Below are 17,920 nucleotides of genomic sequence, written 5' to 3'. Positions count from 1 at the left end.
ACACGAAGCCCCAGGCCACTCGTAAAAAAGGCGTCACCTTTTCCTACCCCCGCCATGAGTATTACGCTAAATCACGCCGCCGTCACGTTTGCTAAAAAGCTGATTAAGGACGGTAAAATCAAGAACGACCAAGGTCATTGGGGCCAGCACAATCCTGATGCAAAAGCAGAAAATGCGTTTCTCAAAGACCACGAAATCGGGGAATACGCGCAGTGGCACCTGGGCGAAGACAAAAGCCAGAGTGCCGATAACAAGGGCCGCTACAAATTTCCTTACGGCGACTTCAAAACCGTGCACCGCGATGGCCTCCTTGCTGCCAAGGAGCGCGCCGCCCAGCAAGGCTACCCCGATGTGGAGCAAGCCGCTGATGAACTGCTGCGTGAACTGGAAAAGTCAGTTAAGGATTAAAAGATAAGAGACTTGCAAAAAAGAACGTCATGCTGAGCTTGCCGAATCATCTCGCTCGCGCCATTAAATGCGGAGCCAACGATTGAGTTACTGCTACACGCGAGATGCTTCGACAAGCTCGGCATGACGTTCTTTTCTCTCGACTTTCTTTGCTCAGAAGCAAGTTTAAGAACTAAAAAGGAACGGGTCATGCTTCGAAAAGCTCAGCATGACCCGTTCCTTTTTAGTTCTTATCTCTTAAAGCCCTATTCCCCTACCGGGCGCTCGGGGCCGTAGGCGTTGCCGGCGGCGGCGCGGCCGATGCCGCCATCGGGGCCTTTTTCGCCTTCGGCCAGGTCACCAACTTCGGCGGCGGCGCGGGCATCATTGTACGCCTGGCCTAGGCTGGGAATATCGTCACGCAGGTTGTCGATGCGGGTGTCGAGGCGGCGCAGCACTTGGCGTAGGCCCTTTACTACCTGGCGGGCGGTGAAATTCAGGTTACTACCCTGCTCCAAGGTGCTGTTATTGAGGCTGGCCAGCGGCGTGTACACGGCAATAGCATCGTCGAGGGCTTGCAGGTGCTCGGTGGTTACGCCTTCGTTGGCGAGCAGCGGGGCAACGCCATCGGCGGCGGCGGCCACAGCATTCAGGGCTCCTATCAGCTCCTCGCCGTGCAGGGGGTTCAGCACATCGGGGGTATAGCCCGCTACTTCGGCCAAGGCGGGATTGCGCACGCCCAACTGCAACACGCGCAGGCCTCGCACAATGCGGCCGGCGGCGGCTTCGGCGGCCTGCTCGGCGCGGTCGCGGGCATCGGAGGGCTCCTTGGCGCTCTTGGTGCCCTGGCGGCCGGATACCTCGTCGTAGGCTTGCAAGAAGTTATTCAATTGCTCAAAATCGGCTACCATCGCAGGACTGCGCGCTTCCCACTGGGGGCGCTGGTCGGTGAGCGTGCGATATACCTGGCGAGCCATTTTGGCGTATTCCTGTTCGTGGTCAGTCATGGAAAGTGGAAAAGAAAAGTGGTACCCGTGCATACGGGTACCACTTCATTTTAGGTTACTTTTTAAGCCGTTTGTCCTCGCGAGCATGTTGCGCATCAAGTAAGGACAAGCGGCTTCAACTACCAATCCGAAGCCCTACCCCAGTGCCGCTACGCCGGGCAGCTCCTTCCCCTCCATAAACTCCAACAGCGCGCCGCCGCCGGTGCTGATGTAGCTCACGCGGCTGGCGAAGCCGAGCTGTTGCACGGCGGCAGCCGAGTCGCCGCCGCCGATGAGCGAGTAGGCCCCGGCATCGGTGGCTTCGGCCACAGCGCGAGCTACGTACTCGGTACCCAGGCTGAAGTTGCTCAGCTCAAACACGCCCATTGGGCCGTTCCAGAGGATGGTTTTGGCATCCTGAATGATGCTGGCGAACTGCTCGCGGGCATCGGGGCCGATGTCGAGGCCCATCCAGCCAGTCGGGATATCACCGTTGCCAGCAATATCTATATTAGCGTCGTTGGCAAACTTATCAGCGATGAGGCTGTCGCCGGGCAAAATCAGTTCTACGCCTTTTTCCTCCGCCTTCTGCATAAGGCGCTTAGCCAAGTCAATCTTATCAGTTTCGACCAGCGAATTGCCCACGTTGCCGCCCTGGGCCACGATGAAGGTGTAGACCATTGCCCCGCCAATGAGGATATTATCCACTTTGTCCAGCAGCCGCTCAATCAACTCAATCTTATCCGAAATCTTGGCCCCGCCCATGATGGCGGTGTAGGGTCGCAGCGGGTTGTCGAGCACCTTGCGGGCGTTATCCAGCTCGCTTTGCAGCAGCAGGCCACCCAGGCGGTCCTGCGGTGCGAAGTACTGCGCCATTACGGCCGTGGAGGCGTGGCGGCGGTGGGCCGCTCCAAAGGCATCGTTCACGTACACGTCGCCGAGGCGGGCCAGCTTTTGGGCAAATTCCGGGTCGCCGGCTTCTTCCTCGGGGTGAAAACGCAGATTATCCAGCAGTAGTACCTGGCCGGGCTGCAGGCGCTGGGCCGTGGCCAGGGCCTCGTCCGAGAGCACATCGCCGGCCCACTGCACCGAGCGGCCGTACTCCTGCGCCAGGCGCGGCAGCAGGGTTTCGAGCGAAAATTTCTTTTCGTAGCCGCCCTTGGGCCGGCCCAGGTGCGAGAGTAGCACCACCGAGCCGCTATCACCCAGAATTTTCATAATGCTGGGCGTGGCCGCCCGGATGCGGGTGTCGTCGGTGATATGCAGGTCTTTATCGAGCGGCACGTTGAAATCGACGCGCACCACGGCGCGGTGGCCGGCGAAGTTGTAATTGGCGAGGGTGTTCATGAAGGAGTAGGGTAAGTTTAGCTGGCACCGCAGGGCCGTAAATGGGCCCGGCAAGGTACTAACGGCTACGGCGGCGGGTAGTTTTGGCGGGCGCGCTGGGGCTGGTGGGGGGTAGGGCGGGCTGGCGGCGGCCCTGCGGCGGCAAGCTAAAGCTTACCCTACATTCTACCTTTGTGGGTAGTATGATGAGAATCGGCATTTTCTTCGGGGGCACCTCGCGCGAGCGGGAGATTTCCTTCGCCGGTGGGCGCACCGTTTTTGATAATCTGGATAAGGGCCTGTTTCAGCCCGTCCCCATTTTCGTGGATAGCCTGGGGCAGTTTATTCTGCTCGACTGGCAGTACTTGTACAAGGGCACCATCCGCGATTTTTACCCGCCCGTGGCGGCCCTACCCCCCTCGCGCCACCCCTGGCAGCTCTACATCGAAAACCTGGGCGAGCTAACCGATGAGGAGTTGACGGCGCTCATCGCCCCCGTAGGCCGCCGCGTAGAAGCCAGCGAGTTGCCCCGGCTCATGGACTTCGCATTCCTGGCCCTGCACGGGCCGGGCGGCGAGGACGGAGCCATTCAGGGCCTGCTGGAGTGGGTCGGGCTGCCGTACTCGGGCTCCGGCATTCTTCCCTCGGCCATCGGCATTGATAAAATCGCTCAGAAGCGGCTGATGCAGGTCGTGGGGCTGGCTACGCCGAAGTTTCGGGTGACGAATAGCATTGGGAAAGATGAATTAGCCGAACTGGTGCAAGAGTTGGGTCTACCGCTGGTAGTCAAATCGCCGCGCCAGGGTAGCAGCATTGGGGTAAGCATTGTACGAGAGGAGAATACGGAAGAATTTCGGGCCGCGCTAGAACGCGCGCTTTTTGAACGTACCCTAACGAAAGCACAGTGGGAAGGACGGGATGAAAATGACCGCCTCATCTGGGTGCGGCAGTTAACTGACGTTCGGGAAGGCATTGGTTTGCCGGTCAGAGCGGTAGCTTATGGCTTCGAGCCCAAGCCTGAAATAAAAACTATTCTTGGTTTTAAATACAAATCCAAGCCTCTGCATCCGAAGGGTTGGGTAGAGAAGAGCGAGATTTTCTATCATCCTGAGGCTCTACTTGATTTTATTGACGCTAGCTTCAAAGAATTTGCGCTCGTCTCAATCTATAGTCTTACCGGCGAAAATTCAGCGCTAATAGAGCAATTCGTAGCCGGCCGTGAGTTCTCCTGCATCGTTATCGAAGACCAAAAAGGCCAACCCCTCGCCCTACCCCCCACCGAAATCGTGAAGGGAAGCGAGGTCTTCGACTACCGCGCCAAGTACCTGCCGGGCCTGGCCCGCAAAATCACGCCCATTGACTTGCCGGAGGCCGATATTGAGCGCATTCGCCAGCAGGCGCAGACAATGTTTCGCACCTTCGGGTTTGAGGTGTATGCGCGACTGGACGGCTTTATTCAGGCGGACGGGACGATTTTTCTCAACGACCCGAATACGACGAGCGGGATGCTGCCGGCCTCGTTCTTCTTCCACCAAGCGGCCGAGATTGGGCTGAATCCGAGCCAGTTCTTAACCTACCTTATCCGCACTTCGCTAGCGGCGCGGCGGCGCGGCGGCCTGAAACCGGTACAGCTAGGCACGCTATTACACGAGCTAGACAATGATATTCGCGGGCGGCAGGGCGGCACCGACGAGCGCATCCGGGTGGCGGTCATCATGGGCGGCTACTCCTCGGAGCGGCACATTTCGGTGGAGAGCGGGCGCAATATTTACGAGAAGCTGAGTTCGAGCACCAAGTATCGGCCGATGCCGGTGTTTCTGGCCGGCAGCAGCGCCGAGTTTCGGCTCTACGAGCTGCCCATCAACGTGATGCTGAAGGACAACGCCGACGATATTCGGGAGAAAATAGAGCAGGCCGAGGCGGGCCACGCGGCGCACCCTGTCCTGGCGCACATCCGCGCGGAAGCCAGCTTGATTACCCAAGTGTACGCGGGCCAGGCCATTGCCGCGCCGCGCCGCCTCTCGTTTGAAGAGCTGGCCGAGCTGGTGGATGAGGTATTCATTGCCCTGCACGGCCGGCCGGGGGAGGATGGGGCCTTGCAGCGCGAGCTGGAAAAACTGGGCCTGCCCTACAACGGCTCGGGCGCCGACAGCTCGGCCGTGACCATCAACAAGTTCGAGACCAACCGCCGCCTGCGCGAAGCCGGCCTGCGCGTGGCTGCCCACCGCCTAGCCGCCCGTCTGGAGTGGGCCGCCGACCCAGCGGCATTCTACCGCAGCCTGGAGGCCGATTTTCCCTACCCCTTCATCGCCAAGCCAGCCGACGACGGGTGCTCCTCGGCGGTGAAAAAGATAAAGAACCGCGCCGAGCTGCAAGCCTTCAGCGAGCAGATGTTCCGCGAGCAGGAAGCGCTGCTGCCCGGCCCGGCCGCCGTGCTACACTTGGGCTTCAAGGAGGAATTTCCGCAGAAGGATGCCTTCTTGGTGGAAACCCTCATCGGCCCCGACGGCGCGGCTACCTTCCTGGAAATCACGGGCGGGCTGCTGACTTCGTATGACGAAAGCGGCGAACTGCACATCGAGGTATTCGAGGCCAGCGAGGCGCTGGCAACGGGCGAGGTGCTGAGCCTGGAGGAGAAGTTTCTGGCCGGCGAGGGGCAGAATATCACGCCCGCCCGCTACGCCGCCGACCCGGCCGAGCGCCAGCGCATTTCGGACGAGGTGAAGCGCGTGTTGCGCCAGGTGGCCGAGGTGCTGGGCATCGAGGGCTACGCCCGCATTGATGCCTTCGTGCGGGTGCGGGCCGGCGGGGCGGTCGAAGTGCTTATTATTGAGGTTAATTCCCTACCCGGCATGACGCCCGCAACCTGCATTTTTCACCAAACCGCGCTGGCTGGGTATACGCCGTACCAGTTTATTGACCGGATACTAGATTTCGGCAAAGCGCGGGCGGAGAAGAGTTTATAAATCGTTTGTCCTTGCGAGCGCAACGAAGTGGAGCGTGGCAATCTTTCCTGGTCGTCCACTTCATTAAGTTGGTAATCCTAACGTGAAGGAAAGATTGCCGCGCTCCACTTCGTTGCGCTCGCAAGGACAAACGATTGAAAACATCATATTCTATAAAATGTCTTTCTTAAAAGCGGATACCTGGCTCGACGTTTTCTTGCACCTGCTGCTCATTGCGGCGTTGGGGGCGGCGCTGGTGCTGGGATTTTTCTACGTCTATCTGCCCATCACCACGCACCACGGCGAAACCATTGTGGTGCCCAAAATAACGGGCATGACCCTGGCCGACCTGCCCGCCTACCTCAATGAGCGCAAGCTGGCCTACTTCGTGGACGATAGCAGCTACGCGCCCGGCACGCGGCCCTTCACGGTGCTCACGCAGGAGCCCGCGCCCGGCGAAAAGGTGAAGCAGGACCGCAAAATCTACATTTCGGTGGCCATGCGCCGCCCGCCGGTCATCAAAATGCCCAAGCTCACCGACGGCTCGGTGAAGAACGCGCAGCTTATTCTGAAGAGCTACGATTTGGAAATCGGGCAGCTTAAAATGGTGCCCAACGTGGCGCAGAACGCGGTGCTCAAGCAGCTGGTGGGGGGTAGAGAAATTGCGCCCGGCGCGCCCATCGCCAAGGGCACCAAAGTGGACCTGGAGGTGGGCGATGGCCTGGGCAACACCGAGTTTGAGATGCCCAACCTGCTCACCATGCCCGAAGATGAGGCCCGCACCCTGCTCGCCGGCCAGCACCTGGAAGTGGGCGAAGTCTTCAAGCAAGCCGCCGAAAGTGGCCAAACGCCCGGCACCGTGGTGCGCCAGCGCCCGGTGGCCGCGCCTGGGGCCACCATCCGCATGGGCCAATTAGTGGATTTGTGGATTGCGGAGTAGCCTGTTATCAATTTGTCCTTGCGCTCGCAATGACAAACAGATTTTGTAACTTAATTTTTATGCGCTCGCTACTCCGCTTCCTATCCCTGCCCGCGCTGCTACTGAGCCTGGCGACGCAGGCCCAGACCGTGCCCGTCGTGCTCACGCCCCAGCCGCTGACCGCCGACCCCGGCCGCACGGCCGGCCGGCCTACCCCCCTGGCATCGGCCCAACGCACGGCGGCCCTGGCACTGCCTTTTTTCGAGGATTTTACGCTGCCCCGCGATGGGCAGCCTAGCCCGGCCCGCTGGCAGGGCGCAACGCTTGCCTACCCCGATGGTAGCGGCCTGCTCCGAACCTACACCGGCGGCGGGGCCTACGTGAGCAACCGCCTGGCTATCAATCCGCTCACGCGCGGCACGGCCACGCTCGATGCCCTGCGCGCCAATGGCTTGCCCTATAATGCTACTTCGACTTCATTTTACGGCGCTACCGATACGCTGACTTCGCTACCCATTGATTTGAGTGGCTATTCGGTAGCTAACCAGCTGTATATCAGCTATGCCTGGCAGGCGGGTACGCTGGCCGGCGCGCCGGCAACGAACGGCGGCGGCACGTCGGTGAGCCTGACGCTGGAGTTTCTGGACAACGTGGGGCGCTGGAACACCATCTGGACCTACGGCGGCGAGAATAAGACGACAAATTTCCAGCAGCGGATTTTCCCGCTCAACCAGGCCAGCTATTTCCACAGCGGCTTTCAGTTTCGGTTTCGGGCCACCGGCAACCAGAGCACGAGCCGCGACGCCTTTGGGCTGGATTATATTTATTTAAATACCAACCGCACGGCCAGCGACACAATTTTTCAGGATATTGCCACCAGCCGGGGGCTGAACAGCCCCTTGCGCAGCTACACGGCCATGCCGGCCTGGCAATACGCCGCTGCGGGCCGCGCCGCCCTGAACCCGGCCCTGAGCGCTACCATCAATAACCTGCTGCCCAGCGGCAACCCTACCCCCATCAGCGCGCTCGGCACGGTGCGCGAGCTGACCAGCGGCGGCTTTGGGCCGGCTACCTGGCTCACGGCCAGCCAGCAGCTGCTGGCCGGCGCGCGCCAGGTGCCGATAGTCGGCGATGCCGGCACGGCTCCGCTGCCCCCCGACCCTACCCCCCGCCGCTACCGCTACGCGCTGGCCCTGACCACCAACGAAGCCAACCCCCTGACGCTGCCCAACGACAGCACCTATCGCGACTTTGAACTTGCCGACTACTACGCCTTCGATGATGGCTCGGCTGAGGCTTTTTTGCCGCTGCCGGCCCAGAGCACCGGGCCCGCTACGTACTTCGCCTACCCCATCACGGTGGCCCAGGCCGACCAAGTGAAATCTATTCGGCTGGCCCCATTTTTCAACAATATTCCGACTTCTCAGGGGGGCGAAAATTTCCAGAACCGCTCGGTGACGGTGGCCGTGTGGGCCGATAACAACGGCCAGCCCGCCGACCTGCCGCTGGCTACCCAGACCGGGGTGCTGCTGCAAAGCCTGGCCACTACCCAGTCGTTTCAGGAAATTACTTTCACTACGCCGGTGCCCGTGACGGGGCGCTTTTACATCGGCTACGGGCAGGCTTCGGGTGGGCAATTCCTACCCTACGGCTACGATTTGAATAATACCTCCACGGCCCCTACCCTCTTTTACAACACGCAGGGCGTGTGGACCAAACCGAACTTGACGACGCCCGGCACTATCATGATGCGGGCCGTGCTGAATAATAATGTGGCTGTCACCAGCACCCGCGCGGCGGTGAGCGCGCAGTTTAGCCTTTTTCCTAACCCCGCCCCCACCGGTACGGTAGTGGCCGTGAGCGGGCCAGCCTTCCGGCGGGCCACCGTGCTCGACGTGCTGGGCCGCCCCGTGTGGCAGCAGCCCGCCGCCGAGGCCGGCCAGGCTACCCTGCGCCTGCCCGCTAACCTACCCGGCGGCGTGTACCTGGTGCAGCTAACGCTGGCCGATGGCAGCGTGGCCACGCGCCGGCTGGCGGTGCAGTAACTTAGCCGTCTATGCTAGTTATTAAATCTCAACATAAAGCCGAGGTGGACGCAGCGCAGCGGGCGTATTGGTGGGGCAAAACACCCCAACAACGCTTGGCAGCGGCGGCCCGACTAATGGCCGAAGCCCGGCAGGTATACGCTTCTAATCCCGCTAATCCACCCCGCATGTATGGAGAGCGAATACTTAAATCTACTGCGCCTATTCCACGCCGCGCGCGTTGAATACGTAATCGTGGGGGGCTACGCGGTTATCGCGCACGGTTTTCCCCGCACAACCAGTGATATTGATATTTTAGTGCGCCCCACGCCGGAAAATGCTCGGCGGACGGTGCGGGCCTTAATAGAATATGGTTTTACGCATGGAGAATTTGAGGAGGCTGATTTTCTGAAACTGCCCAATTTTTTGTCGTTCAGCCGCCAAGATTTGTGGATTGACTTATTGACTCAGGTCAAGGGGGTTTCTTATGAAGAATGCGCAACAAATGCATTAATTGTTGAAACCGCCAACCTACCAGTACGCTACATTAACTTGAGAGCATTGCGTAAGGCAAAAGCTGCTATCAATCGGCCACAGGACTTGCAGGATTTAGAAAACCTGCCTCCTTCCTAATTTCCTCTTTATTTACCCCATGCCCGTGCCCGACATCACTCCCGCCGAACTCCACCAGCGCCAGCAAGCCGGCGAAATGCCCACCATTATCGACGTGCGCGAGCCTTGGGAATTTGAGGAAAGTCACATTCCCGGCGCGCAAAATATCCCGCTCGGCTCGCTGCCCACTAAGCTAGACGACCTGGAAGAGCATAAGGACCAAGAGGTTATCGTACATTGCAAGAGCGGCGCGCGTTCGTCGGCCGCTAAGGCGTTTCTGACTCAGCAGGGCTTCACCAACGTGCGCAACCTGGAAGGCGGTATTCTGGCCTATTGAGGTGTTCATTTTTTGCTACTCGTTATTCAACGCCGGCCAACCGCTTGCCGAAAAACGAGTAACGAGCAATGACTCTACCGGCTGCTTTGCTCCTCCACGTGCAGGTCGTGGTCGAAGGGGCTTTTGGTGAACGGGTAGACCAGCTGCTTCACGTAGCCCTTGGGGTAGGCGGCTTCGTGCACGCCGGTGGCGGCGGGCCACTCATTGCCGGGCAAGTAGTAGGTACCGAACACCTTATCGATGAGCGGGAAGTGGATGGCGAAGTTGATGCCATAGTGCGCCGGGTCGTCGCCGTGGTGCCAGTGGTGGTACTGGGGCGTCACGAAGAGGTATTTCAGGAAGCCAAATTTCAGGCGGGTGTTGGCGTGAATAAGCACCGCGTGAATGGACACGAACAGCACGTAGCAATTGAAGGCCAGCGGCGAAAACCCGCACACGTAGAGCGGAATAAACGAGATGGCGCGGGTAGCAAAAATATCCACGAAGTGCGTGCGCGAGCCCGCCAACCAGTCCATCGCCTGCGTGGAGTGATGCACCGAGTGGAAGCGCCATAAGTACACGTGCGAATGAAAAAGCCGGTGCGTGGCGTACTGAAACAAGTCGGTGAGGAACAAAGCGAGGGGTAGGGCCAGCAGCAGCGGCAGGCCGTGCACCCAGCTTTGCAGCGGGGCCAGGCCCAGGTGCCCAAACAGCAGCCGCGCCGGAGCCTGGGTGATGACCCCAAAAAACTGCACGAACAAGTGGCTAACCGCGAAGTATACCAAATCGGTGCGCCACTCGGCGTGGAAGCGCGACTGCCGCAGGTTTTTGGGAAACGCCAGCTCGATGGGCACAAAAATCACGCTCATCAATAGCAGGTCGAGCACCAGCCAGTCGAGGCCCAGGTGCCAGCTGGTAGCCTCCACCGAGCGGGCCTGCACCGCAAAGCCGCCCAGCACCACGGCCGCCGTGGCCAGCGCGATGCCCAGCAGCGGTAGCCGCTTGCGCCGGCTCAGCAGGAAGCTGACCGTGGCAAACAGAAACGAGGCCACAATGCCGCTCATCAGCAGCGTTTTCATGGCCTCACCGGTGTACACTTCCCGAAATTCAGGGATGGTCAAATACTCGGGGTAGTGAAAGCAGCCCACGGCGGCCAGCGCCAGCAGCGCCAGAAAAATGGAGGCGTAGCCGCTAATGTAGCCCTCGCCGATACGCAGGCGTTGGGGGCCAAGGGAGGGGGTAGGGGTCATGGCAAGTCGGGATTGGTAGGGCGTTAACGGCAGCAAAGGTGCGCGTCGCCCCATCCGGCCGGCAAGACTACTTACGCATTAATTCGACTTTTCATTGGGAAATTTATTTAGTTTAAAACTTTGGATAATAAGGTATTAACCTTACATAAATCCGACTTTTGGAGATATGCTGCGCAGCCTGGCGCGGCAGCTTTTCTCGCAGAGGTTTGCGAAGGTAAGGCGCGGAGGTTCGCGGAGTTTTATAGGCCGGGAAAGCGCCCCGAGCTTACCCGCCGAGAAGCCAGCGGGTGAGGCTAGTTGCTTTCTAAAAAAGCTATTGCCTTAACGCTACGCAGTCAGCAGTAGCGTTAAGGCAATAGCTTTTTCTACGCCGCTTTACGGCGCTATAATGAGCCGGCTACGCCTGCATCTGCTTCATCATCTGGCGTTCCTGCTCAGCGTGGTTGGCCGCGAACTGCTGCTGTTGTTCCGGCGTGCGCTTGGTGCCCAGGCTGGCGAGCAGCTTTTTCAGGTCGGCAGCGGGCAAATCGGTGCCGTAGGCGGGCGTGCCGGGCTGCTGCCGCCACGACTCGTGCAGGGTGCCATCGTCCACGGCATCGAAGCCCAGCTCATCCACCAGCGCCATCACCTGCTGCTTGGCGGCGGCCTCGTCGCCGGCCACGGGCAGTGAAATGCGGCCGGGCGTGCCGGCGGGCTGACCCGATTTTTCGAGGTGCGCCGCGTAGATGTTGTTGAATACCTTCACCACCGGCCGGCCCAGGTGCTGCTGCACCCATTCGCTTTCGGTGAGGTCGCCGCCATCCAGCTCGGGTATGCGGCCGTCGCGCAGCAGGGGGTAGTAGTTGCTGGTATCGATAATGGGCACGTCGGCGCTCACGCCCTTAAATAGGTCTTTGGGCAGGTCGGGGATGTTTATCAGCGGGATGGTTACCACGATAATTTCACCGTGGTGCGCCGCTTCTTCCACGGTAGCGGGCGTAGCGCCGGTTTTTTTAGCCACGTCGGTCAGTGTTTCGGGGCCGCGCGAGTTGGCAATGAGAACCGAGTGGCCGAGGCTGGTGAGCCGCACGGCGAGGGCGCTGCCGATGTGGCCGGCCCCAATAATTCCAATGTTCATCTGGAAAGTTTGTTGAAAGGGTGAGGCAGCGGCTTCGTGCCACTGCGTCTAGCTAAACAACCTCAGCAGTCGATTGCTTTTTTCAAACGGTTCAGGGTCTGTTTGTCCCTGCGAGCATGTTGCGCATCAAGCAAGGACAATTATCTCTCTAACAGCTTATCAACGAGCCGTAACTCGCAGCCTGCCATCGGGCGCGTAGGCCAGCTGACCCAGCTCCACTAAGCCGCGCAAAGCGGCCGTTACGGCTTCGGCCTCGGCGGGGGGGTAGCGGGCCACCACCTCGCGGGGCAGCAGCGGCGCGGCGCGTAGCAGCGCCAGCAGGGCGGCGGGCAGCGCGGCAGAATTGATGGGCGCTTGGCGGGCTTTCTTGCGCGCCAGGCACACGTCGCACACCCCACAAGCAGGCGCGTCGGGCTCAGCGAAGTAGTCGAGTAGGGTTTGCTGGCGGCAGCGGGTGGTGCCGGCGGCGTACTCAATCACCGACTTTGTCTGGTGCTCAGTTAGTTGCTTAGCGGCTTTGAGGCGACGCTCATCGAGCGGCAGCTGGGCGGCGTCGTAGCGGGGGGTAGTAAAGAGTGCCTGCGGCAGCTCGCGGCGCGGCTGGTAATGCAGCACGCCCGCGCTGTGCAGGTAGCGCAGCTGGCGCGTTACGTCGGTGGTACTTTGGCGTAGGTGCCGGGCCAGGTTGCTTTCTGAAACACCCTGGAACGCCACGAACAGCTCGCCGCCGTAGAGCCGCAGCAGGGCTTTAATGAGTAAATCGTGCTGCGCGTTGGCCACCTGGAAGCGGTACAAATCATCCTGGTTACTAATGAGCTGCACTCGCGCCGGCTGGTTCACGGCCTCGGTAAGCTGCACGAAGCCCTGCTGCTCCAGCACCTTGAGGGCCTGGTAGGCTTCCACGGCCTTGAGGCGGTAGGTTTCGGCAAACGCGCCGAGGTCGAAATCAAACGCCACCAGCTCGCCGCCGCCCACGGCCGTGCGCGAGTAGTTGGCCAGCGCCTGGTACACGCGCCGCACCACGTCGGGGGGCGGGTGGGCCAGCGCCGCCTGCCGCCGCAGACCGTCGGCATCGTTGGGGCCGCTGAGCAGTACGGCAAAGGCATAGAGGCCGTCGCGGCCGGCGCGGCCGGCCTCCTGGTAGTAGGCTTCGAGGGTGGCGGGCGCATCGAGGTGGGCCACCACCCGCACGTCGGGCTTGTCAATGCCCATCCCGAAGGCATTGGTAGCCACGATGATGCGCGTTTTGTCGGTTAGCCAGTTTTGCTGCGTGCGGGTGCGCTGCTCGGCGCTGAGGCCGGCGTGGTAGGCGGCGGCGGGCAGGCCCTGCTGGCTGAGCCAGGCGGCGGTGTCTTCGGTCTGGCGGCGGGTGCGGGCGTACACGATGCCCGTTTTACCCGGCCCTACCCCCCGCAAAACTTCCAGCAGCCGGCGCGGCTTGTCCTCAGTCGGCAGCACCGAGTACGAGAGCTTGGGCCGGGCAAAGCTTTGGGTGAAAATGCCATAGCCGGGCCGGAAAACCAGCTTTTCGACTATATCCTGCCGCACCTGCGCGGTGGCGGTGGCCGTGAGCGCGATGCACGGCACCGCGGACGGCAACAGCGCCCGTAGCTCGGCAATGCGCAGGTAGGGCGGCCGAAAGTCGTAGCCCCACTGCGAGAGGCAGTGCGCCTCGTCCACGGCCAGCAGCCCCACGCTCATGCGCGCCACCCGCGCCCGAAACAAGTCGGTGAGTAGCCGCTCAGGACTGACGTACAAGAACTTAACTTCGCGGCCATACACGCAATTATCCAGCGCCTGGTCGATTTCCTGGTGGCTCATGCCCGCGTACACGGCCTCGGCCTTGAGCCCGCGCTGACGCAGGCCCGCCACCTGGTCCAGCATGAGGGCGATGAGCGGCGTCACGACCACGCACAGCCCCGGCCGGGCCAGCGCCGGCACCTGGAAGCACACGCTTTTGCCGCCCCCGGTGGGCAGCAGGGCCAGCGCATCGTGCCCCGCCAGCACCGCCTCAATTATCTGCTGCTGTCCCGGCCGAAACTCCTGGTGGCCCCAGTACTGGCGCAGCAAATCGAGCGGGGCGGCGGTAGTGGCAGGCGGGGCAGGCATAGCCCGCAAGTTACGCTCGCTACAGATACCCCCACCCGGTCCCCTACGCTAAGCTAAGCGTATCATTCACCACGTTTTTTTACCATTTCGTCTAAAATTCATAAAATTTGCTTAACGTAATTAGCTAAAATCTTAAACGGATTATATTTTTGTCATACTTCTACTTCATTCTATACAAAATATCTGGTCATTTCTATTGCTCAGGTCACTTTGAGGTCGGAAATTCTTTTGCATTATGAATATTCCGCTCCTCAATCGCCTCGCGCAGTTTGGAAAGCCCAGCCCGGCCCTAACTGAAGCCAGCACCCGAGCGCAGGCCACCGTTGATGCCGTTTGCCTGGCGCTACCCGAGGTCCTGGCCGTGGCCGTTATCGCCATCGAGAGCGGGCAGGCCCTGGCAAGCTACGCGGCCCTACCCTCCCTAAACCCAGCCAAAGCCGCGCTCTACAATGCCGAAGTGGTGAAGCAAAAGCGCCAGGCTATCAAAGCGTTAGGATTAAATGGGGAGAAGATTGAGGATATTCTTATCACGCTCCGCGAGCAGCTGCATCTGCTCCGCCTTAGTCCCGACGAGCAGCGGCTTCTCTACCTGGCCGTCAGCGCCCGCGATACCAACCTGGCCATTGCCCGTGACGTCCTCAAGACCTATTGTCAGTAATCCCCTTCATTTTAATCACCCTTTTTACTTCTTTTTTTAACGTAATGGCATACTCTACTAACAACTCCGCTGGCCAAGCTATTCAAAACATCCTAAACGACCTACCCCAGTTGCTGGCCGTAGCGATTGTGGATGTTCAATCGGGCATGACGCTGGCTTCGCACTCCACCTCGCCGACGCTCAATCCAGAAACGGCCGCTGCTTACAATACGGAGGTCGTGAAGCAGAAGCAGAAGGCAATGAACGCGCTGAAGCTAACGGGCGAGTCGATTGATGATATTCTCATCACGCTCACCAACCAGATTCACCTGCTCAAGCTGGTTGACAACGGTAAGAAGTTCATCTACCTAGTCGTGAACTCCCGCGATACGAACCTGGCCATCGCCCGCGACGTGCTGCGCCAGCAGGTTGACCTGCTGAAATAGCCGCACGGTATTCGCGGCTACCTAGCCGCTGGCTGGCCACTTTCTACTAAGTGGCTGCCAACCTGGCAACCCGACCTTCGACTAGCTTTAAGCCACTGGTAGTCAGATTAAAAGCCAGTAGTTCCAAGCCACTGGCTCTTGTTAAATTATTTACATTAACCTCAACCTAACCCTCCCGCTTACCATGAAACTAACCGCTTCTCCCTTCGATGAGGCCACCGGCAGCCTGCTACCGGTGTACCGTGATGCGTATCTCCGGGGCGACTTGTCGCATCGGAATACGAAGCTGGTAGATAACTACCTGAAAATCAACCAACAGCGGAGCGATGCGACGCTGCTGCACTTCTACCACATGAGGCAGCAGGGCGAGTTGGTACGCCCGGTGGGCTGGATGGGCCAGCAGTTGAAGTTGCTGCGCACCGCGCCGCAGCGGTTTCGCCGCCGCGCCGCTACGCTGGCTACGGGAGCCCTGCTGGTGGGTGGGGCCGCAATGGCCGCTATCAGCCCCTCAGTTACTGGTACTAGCAAAATCGGTCCTGAAGCTGATTTGCCCAGCGGCGAAATTCTGGCGGTCGCGCCAGCTGCCACAGCCTCAGCCATGCGGCTTGTCACGGTGCGGGGCCGCATCCTGGACGAGAATGGCCGGCCGCTGGTAGGCGCTACCGTGCTGAGCAAAACTGCGGGCCGGGGTGTGAGCACCGATGCCACGGGCAGCTACGCGCTGGTGGTGCCCGCTGGCCAAGCCGGCGAGCTGCAATACGGCTACGGCAGCTACACCGACGAGCTGGTACAGCTCAATGGGCACTACACCCAAAACGTGACGCTGGTGCCCCGTAAGTACACCGATATTTCGATTAAGAGAAGGCACCGCTGGCTGTTTTTCTAAACCGTTGCGTCACTAAAGTACCTTGCCCGTAGTGGCGGCCCGTACCAGGTCGTTGCTGCGGGCAAGGTACTTTAGTAGCTCTTTACGGGGCAACTACCCGTTTAACCTTTATTGCCCGTGCGACAGTATTCCATCCGTGACCTGGCTCAGTATTCGGGCATTAAGGCCCATACCATCCGTACCTGGGAGCTACGCTACGACCTGTTGCGGCCTCAGCGCACGGCCACCAATATCCGCTACTACGATGAGCATGACCTGCGCCGCCTGCTGCACATAGCCTCGCTGTGCAGTCACGGCCAGCGCATTTCACAGGTGATGCAACTGAGCGAACAGGAGCGGGAGCAGGCCGTGCTGGCCCTCGAAGCTACCGTGGCAGATAACTACGAGGCGCAGCTCAACGCTTTGACAATGGCCATGTTAGAGCTAAACGAACCCCTGCTGCATCGGCTCCTGACCGCCGCCATCAGCCAGCACGGGGCCGAGCCGGCGATGCTTCAGCTCGTGTATCCGCTGCTCCAGCGCATTGGGCTGGCCTGGCAGGTAGGGGGTGTACTCAACGTGGTCCAGGAGCACCTGGTATCGCAGCTGGTGCGGCAAAAGCTGCTGGCGTTGCTCGATGCGCTGCCGGCCGCCCCGCCGGCCGGGGCACCCCGCTGGCTACTGTTTTTACCCGAAGGCGAGCTGCACGAACTGGCACTGCTTTTTCTGGTGCATGCCTTGCGCAGCCGCGGCCAGCAGGTGCTGTACCTGGGCCAAAACCTGCCCCTGGCAGCCGTAGCGGCCACCTGCCAGTCCTACCAGCCGGCGGCCCTGCTCACGGTGCTTACCGCCGGGCTGCTACCCGAAGAGGTAACCCGCTACGCCACCGACCTGCGCCAGCAGTGCCCCGAACCACAGCTGATTTTTTACGGCCCCCTAGCCCAGCAGCTCCGGGCCAGCCTACCCCCCGCCAGCCACCTACCCCCCCTCATTACCGACGTGCTGGAATTGATTCCGGTTGTGAGCCGGGCAGCAAATAAGCAGCGCGCATGAAAAAGCCCGGTACCTCACGGCACCGGGCTTCCTCAATAACTCCAGCTAAAACCTATGCCGCTACGGCCGTCGTCCCTTCGCGGTCCTCAATGGCTTTGCGTAGCTTGGCAATGGCCTGCGTGGCGCGCTCCTCGTCCAGGCGATTGATATTGAGCAGCATCTTGGTCTTCTCCTGGCGCGTGATGAGCGGATGGTTCAGCAGGCGGATAATCTCTTCCTTCTGGCTGGCAGTGGCGTACTGCACTGGAGCGGTAGCAGCCTCAGCAGCGGGGGCTTCGGCCGGCGTGAGGGGGGTAGGGGCCGTAGTCACGGCGCGCATCACGGGGGTAGGCTCGGCTACAGCCGGGGCCACGGCGGGCGCGGGCACGTTGCCAGAGTACTCCATCTCCTCAGCGGGGGTAGGCTCGTAGCCGGCAGCGCGGATTATCCAGGCCAGGATGTTACGGTAAGCTTTCCCAATGGCGCGGGTCTGCGCCATGCTGGCAATGGCAAACTCCTGGTAGAACTTCTTGCCGCTCTCCTTGTTGGAGCAGATGGCGAAGCCGGCCCCTACCGTGGTGCCGTGGCGCAGGTCATAGAGCGTCACCTTGGCCTGGTACTTCAGCTCCTGCTCCGAGCTGAGGTTGATGACGTGCTCCACGATGGGCACAATGCCCAGGCGCGAGCCGGCATACTGCCAGCCTTCCACGTTCACAAACTCCTTGCCCTGCACCTGCGTGCTAAGCTTGTTGTCCTTAATAAACCGGGCCAGGTCCTTGGCCAAATCGAGCGTTTCGTCCGATTTGGCGATGTCATAGCTCTCCGCGCGGGAGGCGGCTTTCTTGGCGACGGTAGCTTCCTTGGGGGTTTTGGCGACTTCGGTCATGGTGGAGATGGGCTGGGCCCGGTTATCGTTCTGTAGTACGAGTGGATAACCAAGCCAAGGCAA

The 17,920-nt window shown here is 60.5% G+C and carries 15 protein-coding genes and 1 pseudogene; 10 read left to right on the top strand and 6 right to left on the bottom strand.

Annotated elements, in window-relative coordinates:
* Window positions 1-54: 54 nt before the first annotated feature.
* On the top strand, window positions 55-408 hold the full coding sequence (locus LC531_RS03305; protein WP_223648901.1) for a hypothetical protein: 354 nt from the start codon (window positions 55-57) through the stop codon (window positions 406-408).
* Window positions 409-653: 245 nt separating this feature from the next.
* Here the strand turns inward: LC531_RS03305 and LC531_RS03300 are convergent, their stop codons facing one another.
* Together LC531_RS03300 and LC531_RS03295 are read right to left on the bottom strand one after the other, a co-directional pair.
* Window positions 654-1,394, bottom strand: coding sequence for a hypothetical protein (locus LC531_RS03300; protein WP_223648900.1), 741 nt, complete (start codon window positions 1,392-1,394; stop codon window positions 654-656).
* 135 nt (window positions 1,395-1,529) lie between these two features.
* A complete protein-coding gene (locus LC531_RS03295; protein WP_223648899.1) occupies window positions 1,530-2,720 on the bottom strand; it encodes a phosphoglycerate kinase in 1,191 nt (396 codons plus the stop codon).
* A 185-nt stretch (window positions 2,721-2,905) separates the two neighbouring features.
* Between LC531_RS03295 and LC531_RS03290 the strand changes: the two genes are divergently transcribed.
* The 5 genes from LC531_RS03290 to LC531_RS03270 all read left to right on the top strand — a co-directional run bounded on the left by LC531_RS03290 (window position 2,906) and on the right by LC531_RS03270 (window position 9,536).
* The gene (locus LC531_RS03290; protein WP_223653839.1) at window positions 2,906-5,665 is read left to right on the top strand and encodes a D-alanine--D-alanine ligase family protein; all 2,760 of its coding nucleotides are present in this window, start codon (window positions 2,906-2,908) and stop codon (window positions 5,663-5,665) included.
* Between the two features lie 157 nt (window positions 5,666-5,822).
* The gene (locus LC531_RS03285; protein ID WP_223648898.1) at window positions 5,823-6,584 is read left to right on the top strand and encodes a PASTA domain-containing protein; all 762 of its coding nucleotides are present in this window, start codon (window positions 5,823-5,825) and stop codon (window positions 6,582-6,584) included.
* Window positions 6,585-6,643: 59 nt separating this feature from the next.
* The gene (locus tag LC531_RS03280) at window positions 6,644-8,608 is read left to right on the top strand and encodes a T9SS type A sorting domain-containing protein (RefSeq protein ID WP_223648897.1); all 1,965 of its coding nucleotides are present in this window, start codon (window positions 6,644-6,646) and stop codon (window positions 8,606-8,608) included.
* A gap of 171 nt (window positions 8,609-8,779) precedes the next feature.
* The gene (locus tag LC531_RS03275) at window positions 8,780-9,220 is read left to right on the top strand and encodes a nucleotidyltransferase family protein (protein ID WP_223648896.1); all 441 of its coding nucleotides are present in this window, start codon (window positions 8,780-8,782) and stop codon (window positions 9,218-9,220) included.
* Window positions 9,221-9,239: 19 nt separating this feature from the next.
* On the top strand, window positions 9,240-9,536 hold the full coding sequence (locus LC531_RS03270) for a rhodanese-like domain-containing protein (RefSeq protein ID WP_223648895.1): 297 nt from the start codon (window positions 9,240-9,242) through the stop codon (window positions 9,534-9,536).
* A 74-nt stretch (window positions 9,537-9,610) separates the two neighbouring features.
* Here LC531_RS03270 and LC531_RS03265 read toward each other — a convergent pair whose 3' ends face one another.
* From LC531_RS03265 to LC531_RS03255, 3 genes and pseudogenes are all read right to left on the bottom strand, one after another.
* Entirely contained in the window at window positions 9,611-10,765 is a 1,155-nt protein-coding gene (locus LC531_RS03265) for a sterol desaturase family protein (RefSeq protein WP_223648894.1), read from the bottom strand.
* Window positions 10,766-11,162: 397 nt separating this feature from the next.
* Window positions 11,163-11,915: pseudogene (locus LC531_RS03260) on the bottom strand (NADPH-dependent F420 reductase); the annotation flags it as partial.
* Window positions 11,916-12,041: 126 nt separating this feature from the next.
* Window positions 12,042-13,991: a RecQ family ATP-dependent DNA helicase gene (locus LC531_RS03255; protein ID WP_223648892.1), complete on the bottom strand. Its 1,950-nt coding sequence runs from the start codon at window positions 13,989-13,991 to the stop codon at window positions 12,042-12,044.
* Between the two features lie 235 nt (window positions 13,992-14,226).
* On the opposite strand from LC531_RS03255, the gene LC531_RS03250 reads away from it, so the two are divergent.
* The 4 genes from LC531_RS03250 to LC531_RS03235 all read left to right on the top strand — a co-directional run bounded on the left by LC531_RS03250 (window position 14,227) and on the right by LC531_RS03235 (window position 16,992).
* Complete coding sequence (locus LC531_RS03250; protein ID WP_223648891.1) at window positions 14,227-14,649, top strand: hypothetical protein; 423 nt, start codon at window positions 14,227-14,229, stop codon at window positions 14,647-14,649.
* A gap of 44 nt (window positions 14,650-14,693) precedes the next feature.
* On the top strand, window positions 14,694-15,074 hold the full coding sequence (locus LC531_RS03245; RefSeq protein ID WP_223648890.1) for a hypothetical protein: 381 nt from the start codon (window positions 14,694-14,696) through the stop codon (window positions 15,072-15,074).
* A gap of 184 nt (window positions 15,075-15,258) precedes the next feature.
* Window positions 15,259-15,960 (top strand): carboxypeptidase-like regulatory domain-containing protein, encoded by a 702-nt coding sequence (locus tag LC531_RS03240; protein ID WP_223648889.1) that lies wholly within the window; start codon window positions 15,259-15,261, stop codon window positions 15,958-15,960.
* A 117-nt stretch (window positions 15,961-16,077) separates the two neighbouring features.
* On the top strand, window positions 16,078-16,992 hold the full coding sequence (locus LC531_RS03235) for a MerR family transcriptional regulator (RefSeq protein WP_223648888.1): 915 nt from the start codon (window positions 16,078-16,080) through the stop codon (window positions 16,990-16,992).
* A gap of 52 nt (window positions 16,993-17,044) precedes the next feature.
* Here the strand turns inward: LC531_RS03235 and LC531_RS03230 are convergent, their stop codons facing one another.
* Window positions 17,045-17,857: a hypothetical protein gene (locus tag LC531_RS03230; RefSeq protein WP_223648887.1), complete on the bottom strand. Its 813-nt coding sequence runs from the start codon at window positions 17,855-17,857 to the stop codon at window positions 17,045-17,047.
* Window positions 17,858-17,920 lie beyond the last annotated feature (63 nt).

This window comes from Hymenobacter psoromatis, assembly GCF_020012125.1.
Classification (GTDB): domain Bacteria; phylum Bacteroidota; class Bacteroidia; order Cytophagales; family Hymenobacteraceae; genus Hymenobacter; species Hymenobacter psoromatis.
This window is presented reverse-complemented; position numbering and strand designations above follow the sequence as displayed.

What these genes read in the sequence shown, in the direction of transcription:
- LC531_RS03305 (WP_223648901.1), top strand. Translation starts at nt 55, where the DNA reads ATGAGTATTACGCTAAATCACGCCGCCGTCACGTTTGCTAAAAAGCTG.
- LC531_RS03300 (WP_223648900.1), bottom strand. Translation starts at nt 1,394, where the DNA reads ATGACTGACCACGAACAGGAATACGCCAAAATGGCTCGCCAGGTATAT.
- LC531_RS03295 (WP_223648899.1), bottom strand. Translation starts at nt 2,720, where the DNA reads ATGAACACCCTCGCCAATTACAACTTCGCCGGCCACCGCGCCGTGGTG.
- LC531_RS03290 (WP_223653839.1), top strand. Translation starts at nt 2,906, where the DNA reads ATGAGAATCGGCATTTTCTTCGGGGGCACCTCGCGCGAGCGGGAGATT.
- LC531_RS03285 (WP_223648898.1), top strand. Translation starts at nt 5,823, where the DNA reads ATGTCTTTCTTAAAAGCGGATACCTGGCTCGACGTTTTCTTGCACCTG.
- LC531_RS03280 (WP_223648897.1), top strand. Translation starts at nt 6,644, where the DNA reads ATGCGCTCGCTACTCCGCTTCCTATCCCTGCCCGCGCTGCTACTGAGC.
- LC531_RS03275 (WP_223648896.1), top strand. Translation starts at nt 8,780, where the DNA reads ATGGAGAGCGAATACTTAAATCTACTGCGCCTATTCCACGCCGCGCGC.
- LC531_RS03270 (WP_223648895.1), top strand. Translation starts at nt 9,240, where the DNA reads ATGCCCGTGCCCGACATCACTCCCGCCGAACTCCACCAGCGCCAGCAA.
- LC531_RS03265 (WP_223648894.1), bottom strand. Translation starts at nt 10,765, where the DNA reads ATGACCCCTACCCCCTCCCTTGGCCCCCAACGCCTGCGTATCGGCGAG.
- LC531_RS03255 (WP_223648892.1), bottom strand. Translation starts at nt 13,991, where the DNA reads ATGCCTGCCCCGCCTGCCACTACCGCCGCCCCGCTCGATTTGCTGCGC.
- LC531_RS03250 (WP_223648891.1), top strand. Translation starts at nt 14,227, where the DNA reads ATGAATATTCCGCTCCTCAATCGCCTCGCGCAGTTTGGAAAGCCCAGC.
- LC531_RS03245 (WP_223648890.1), top strand. Translation starts at nt 14,694, where the DNA reads ATGGCATACTCTACTAACAACTCCGCTGGCCAAGCTATTCAAAACATC.
- LC531_RS03240 (WP_223648889.1), top strand. Translation starts at nt 15,259, where the DNA reads ATGAAACTAACCGCTTCTCCCTTCGATGAGGCCACCGGCAGCCTGCTA.
- LC531_RS03230 (WP_223648887.1), bottom strand. Translation starts at nt 17,857, where the DNA reads ATGACCGAAGTCGCCAAAACCCCCAAGGAAGCTACCGTCGCCAAGAAA.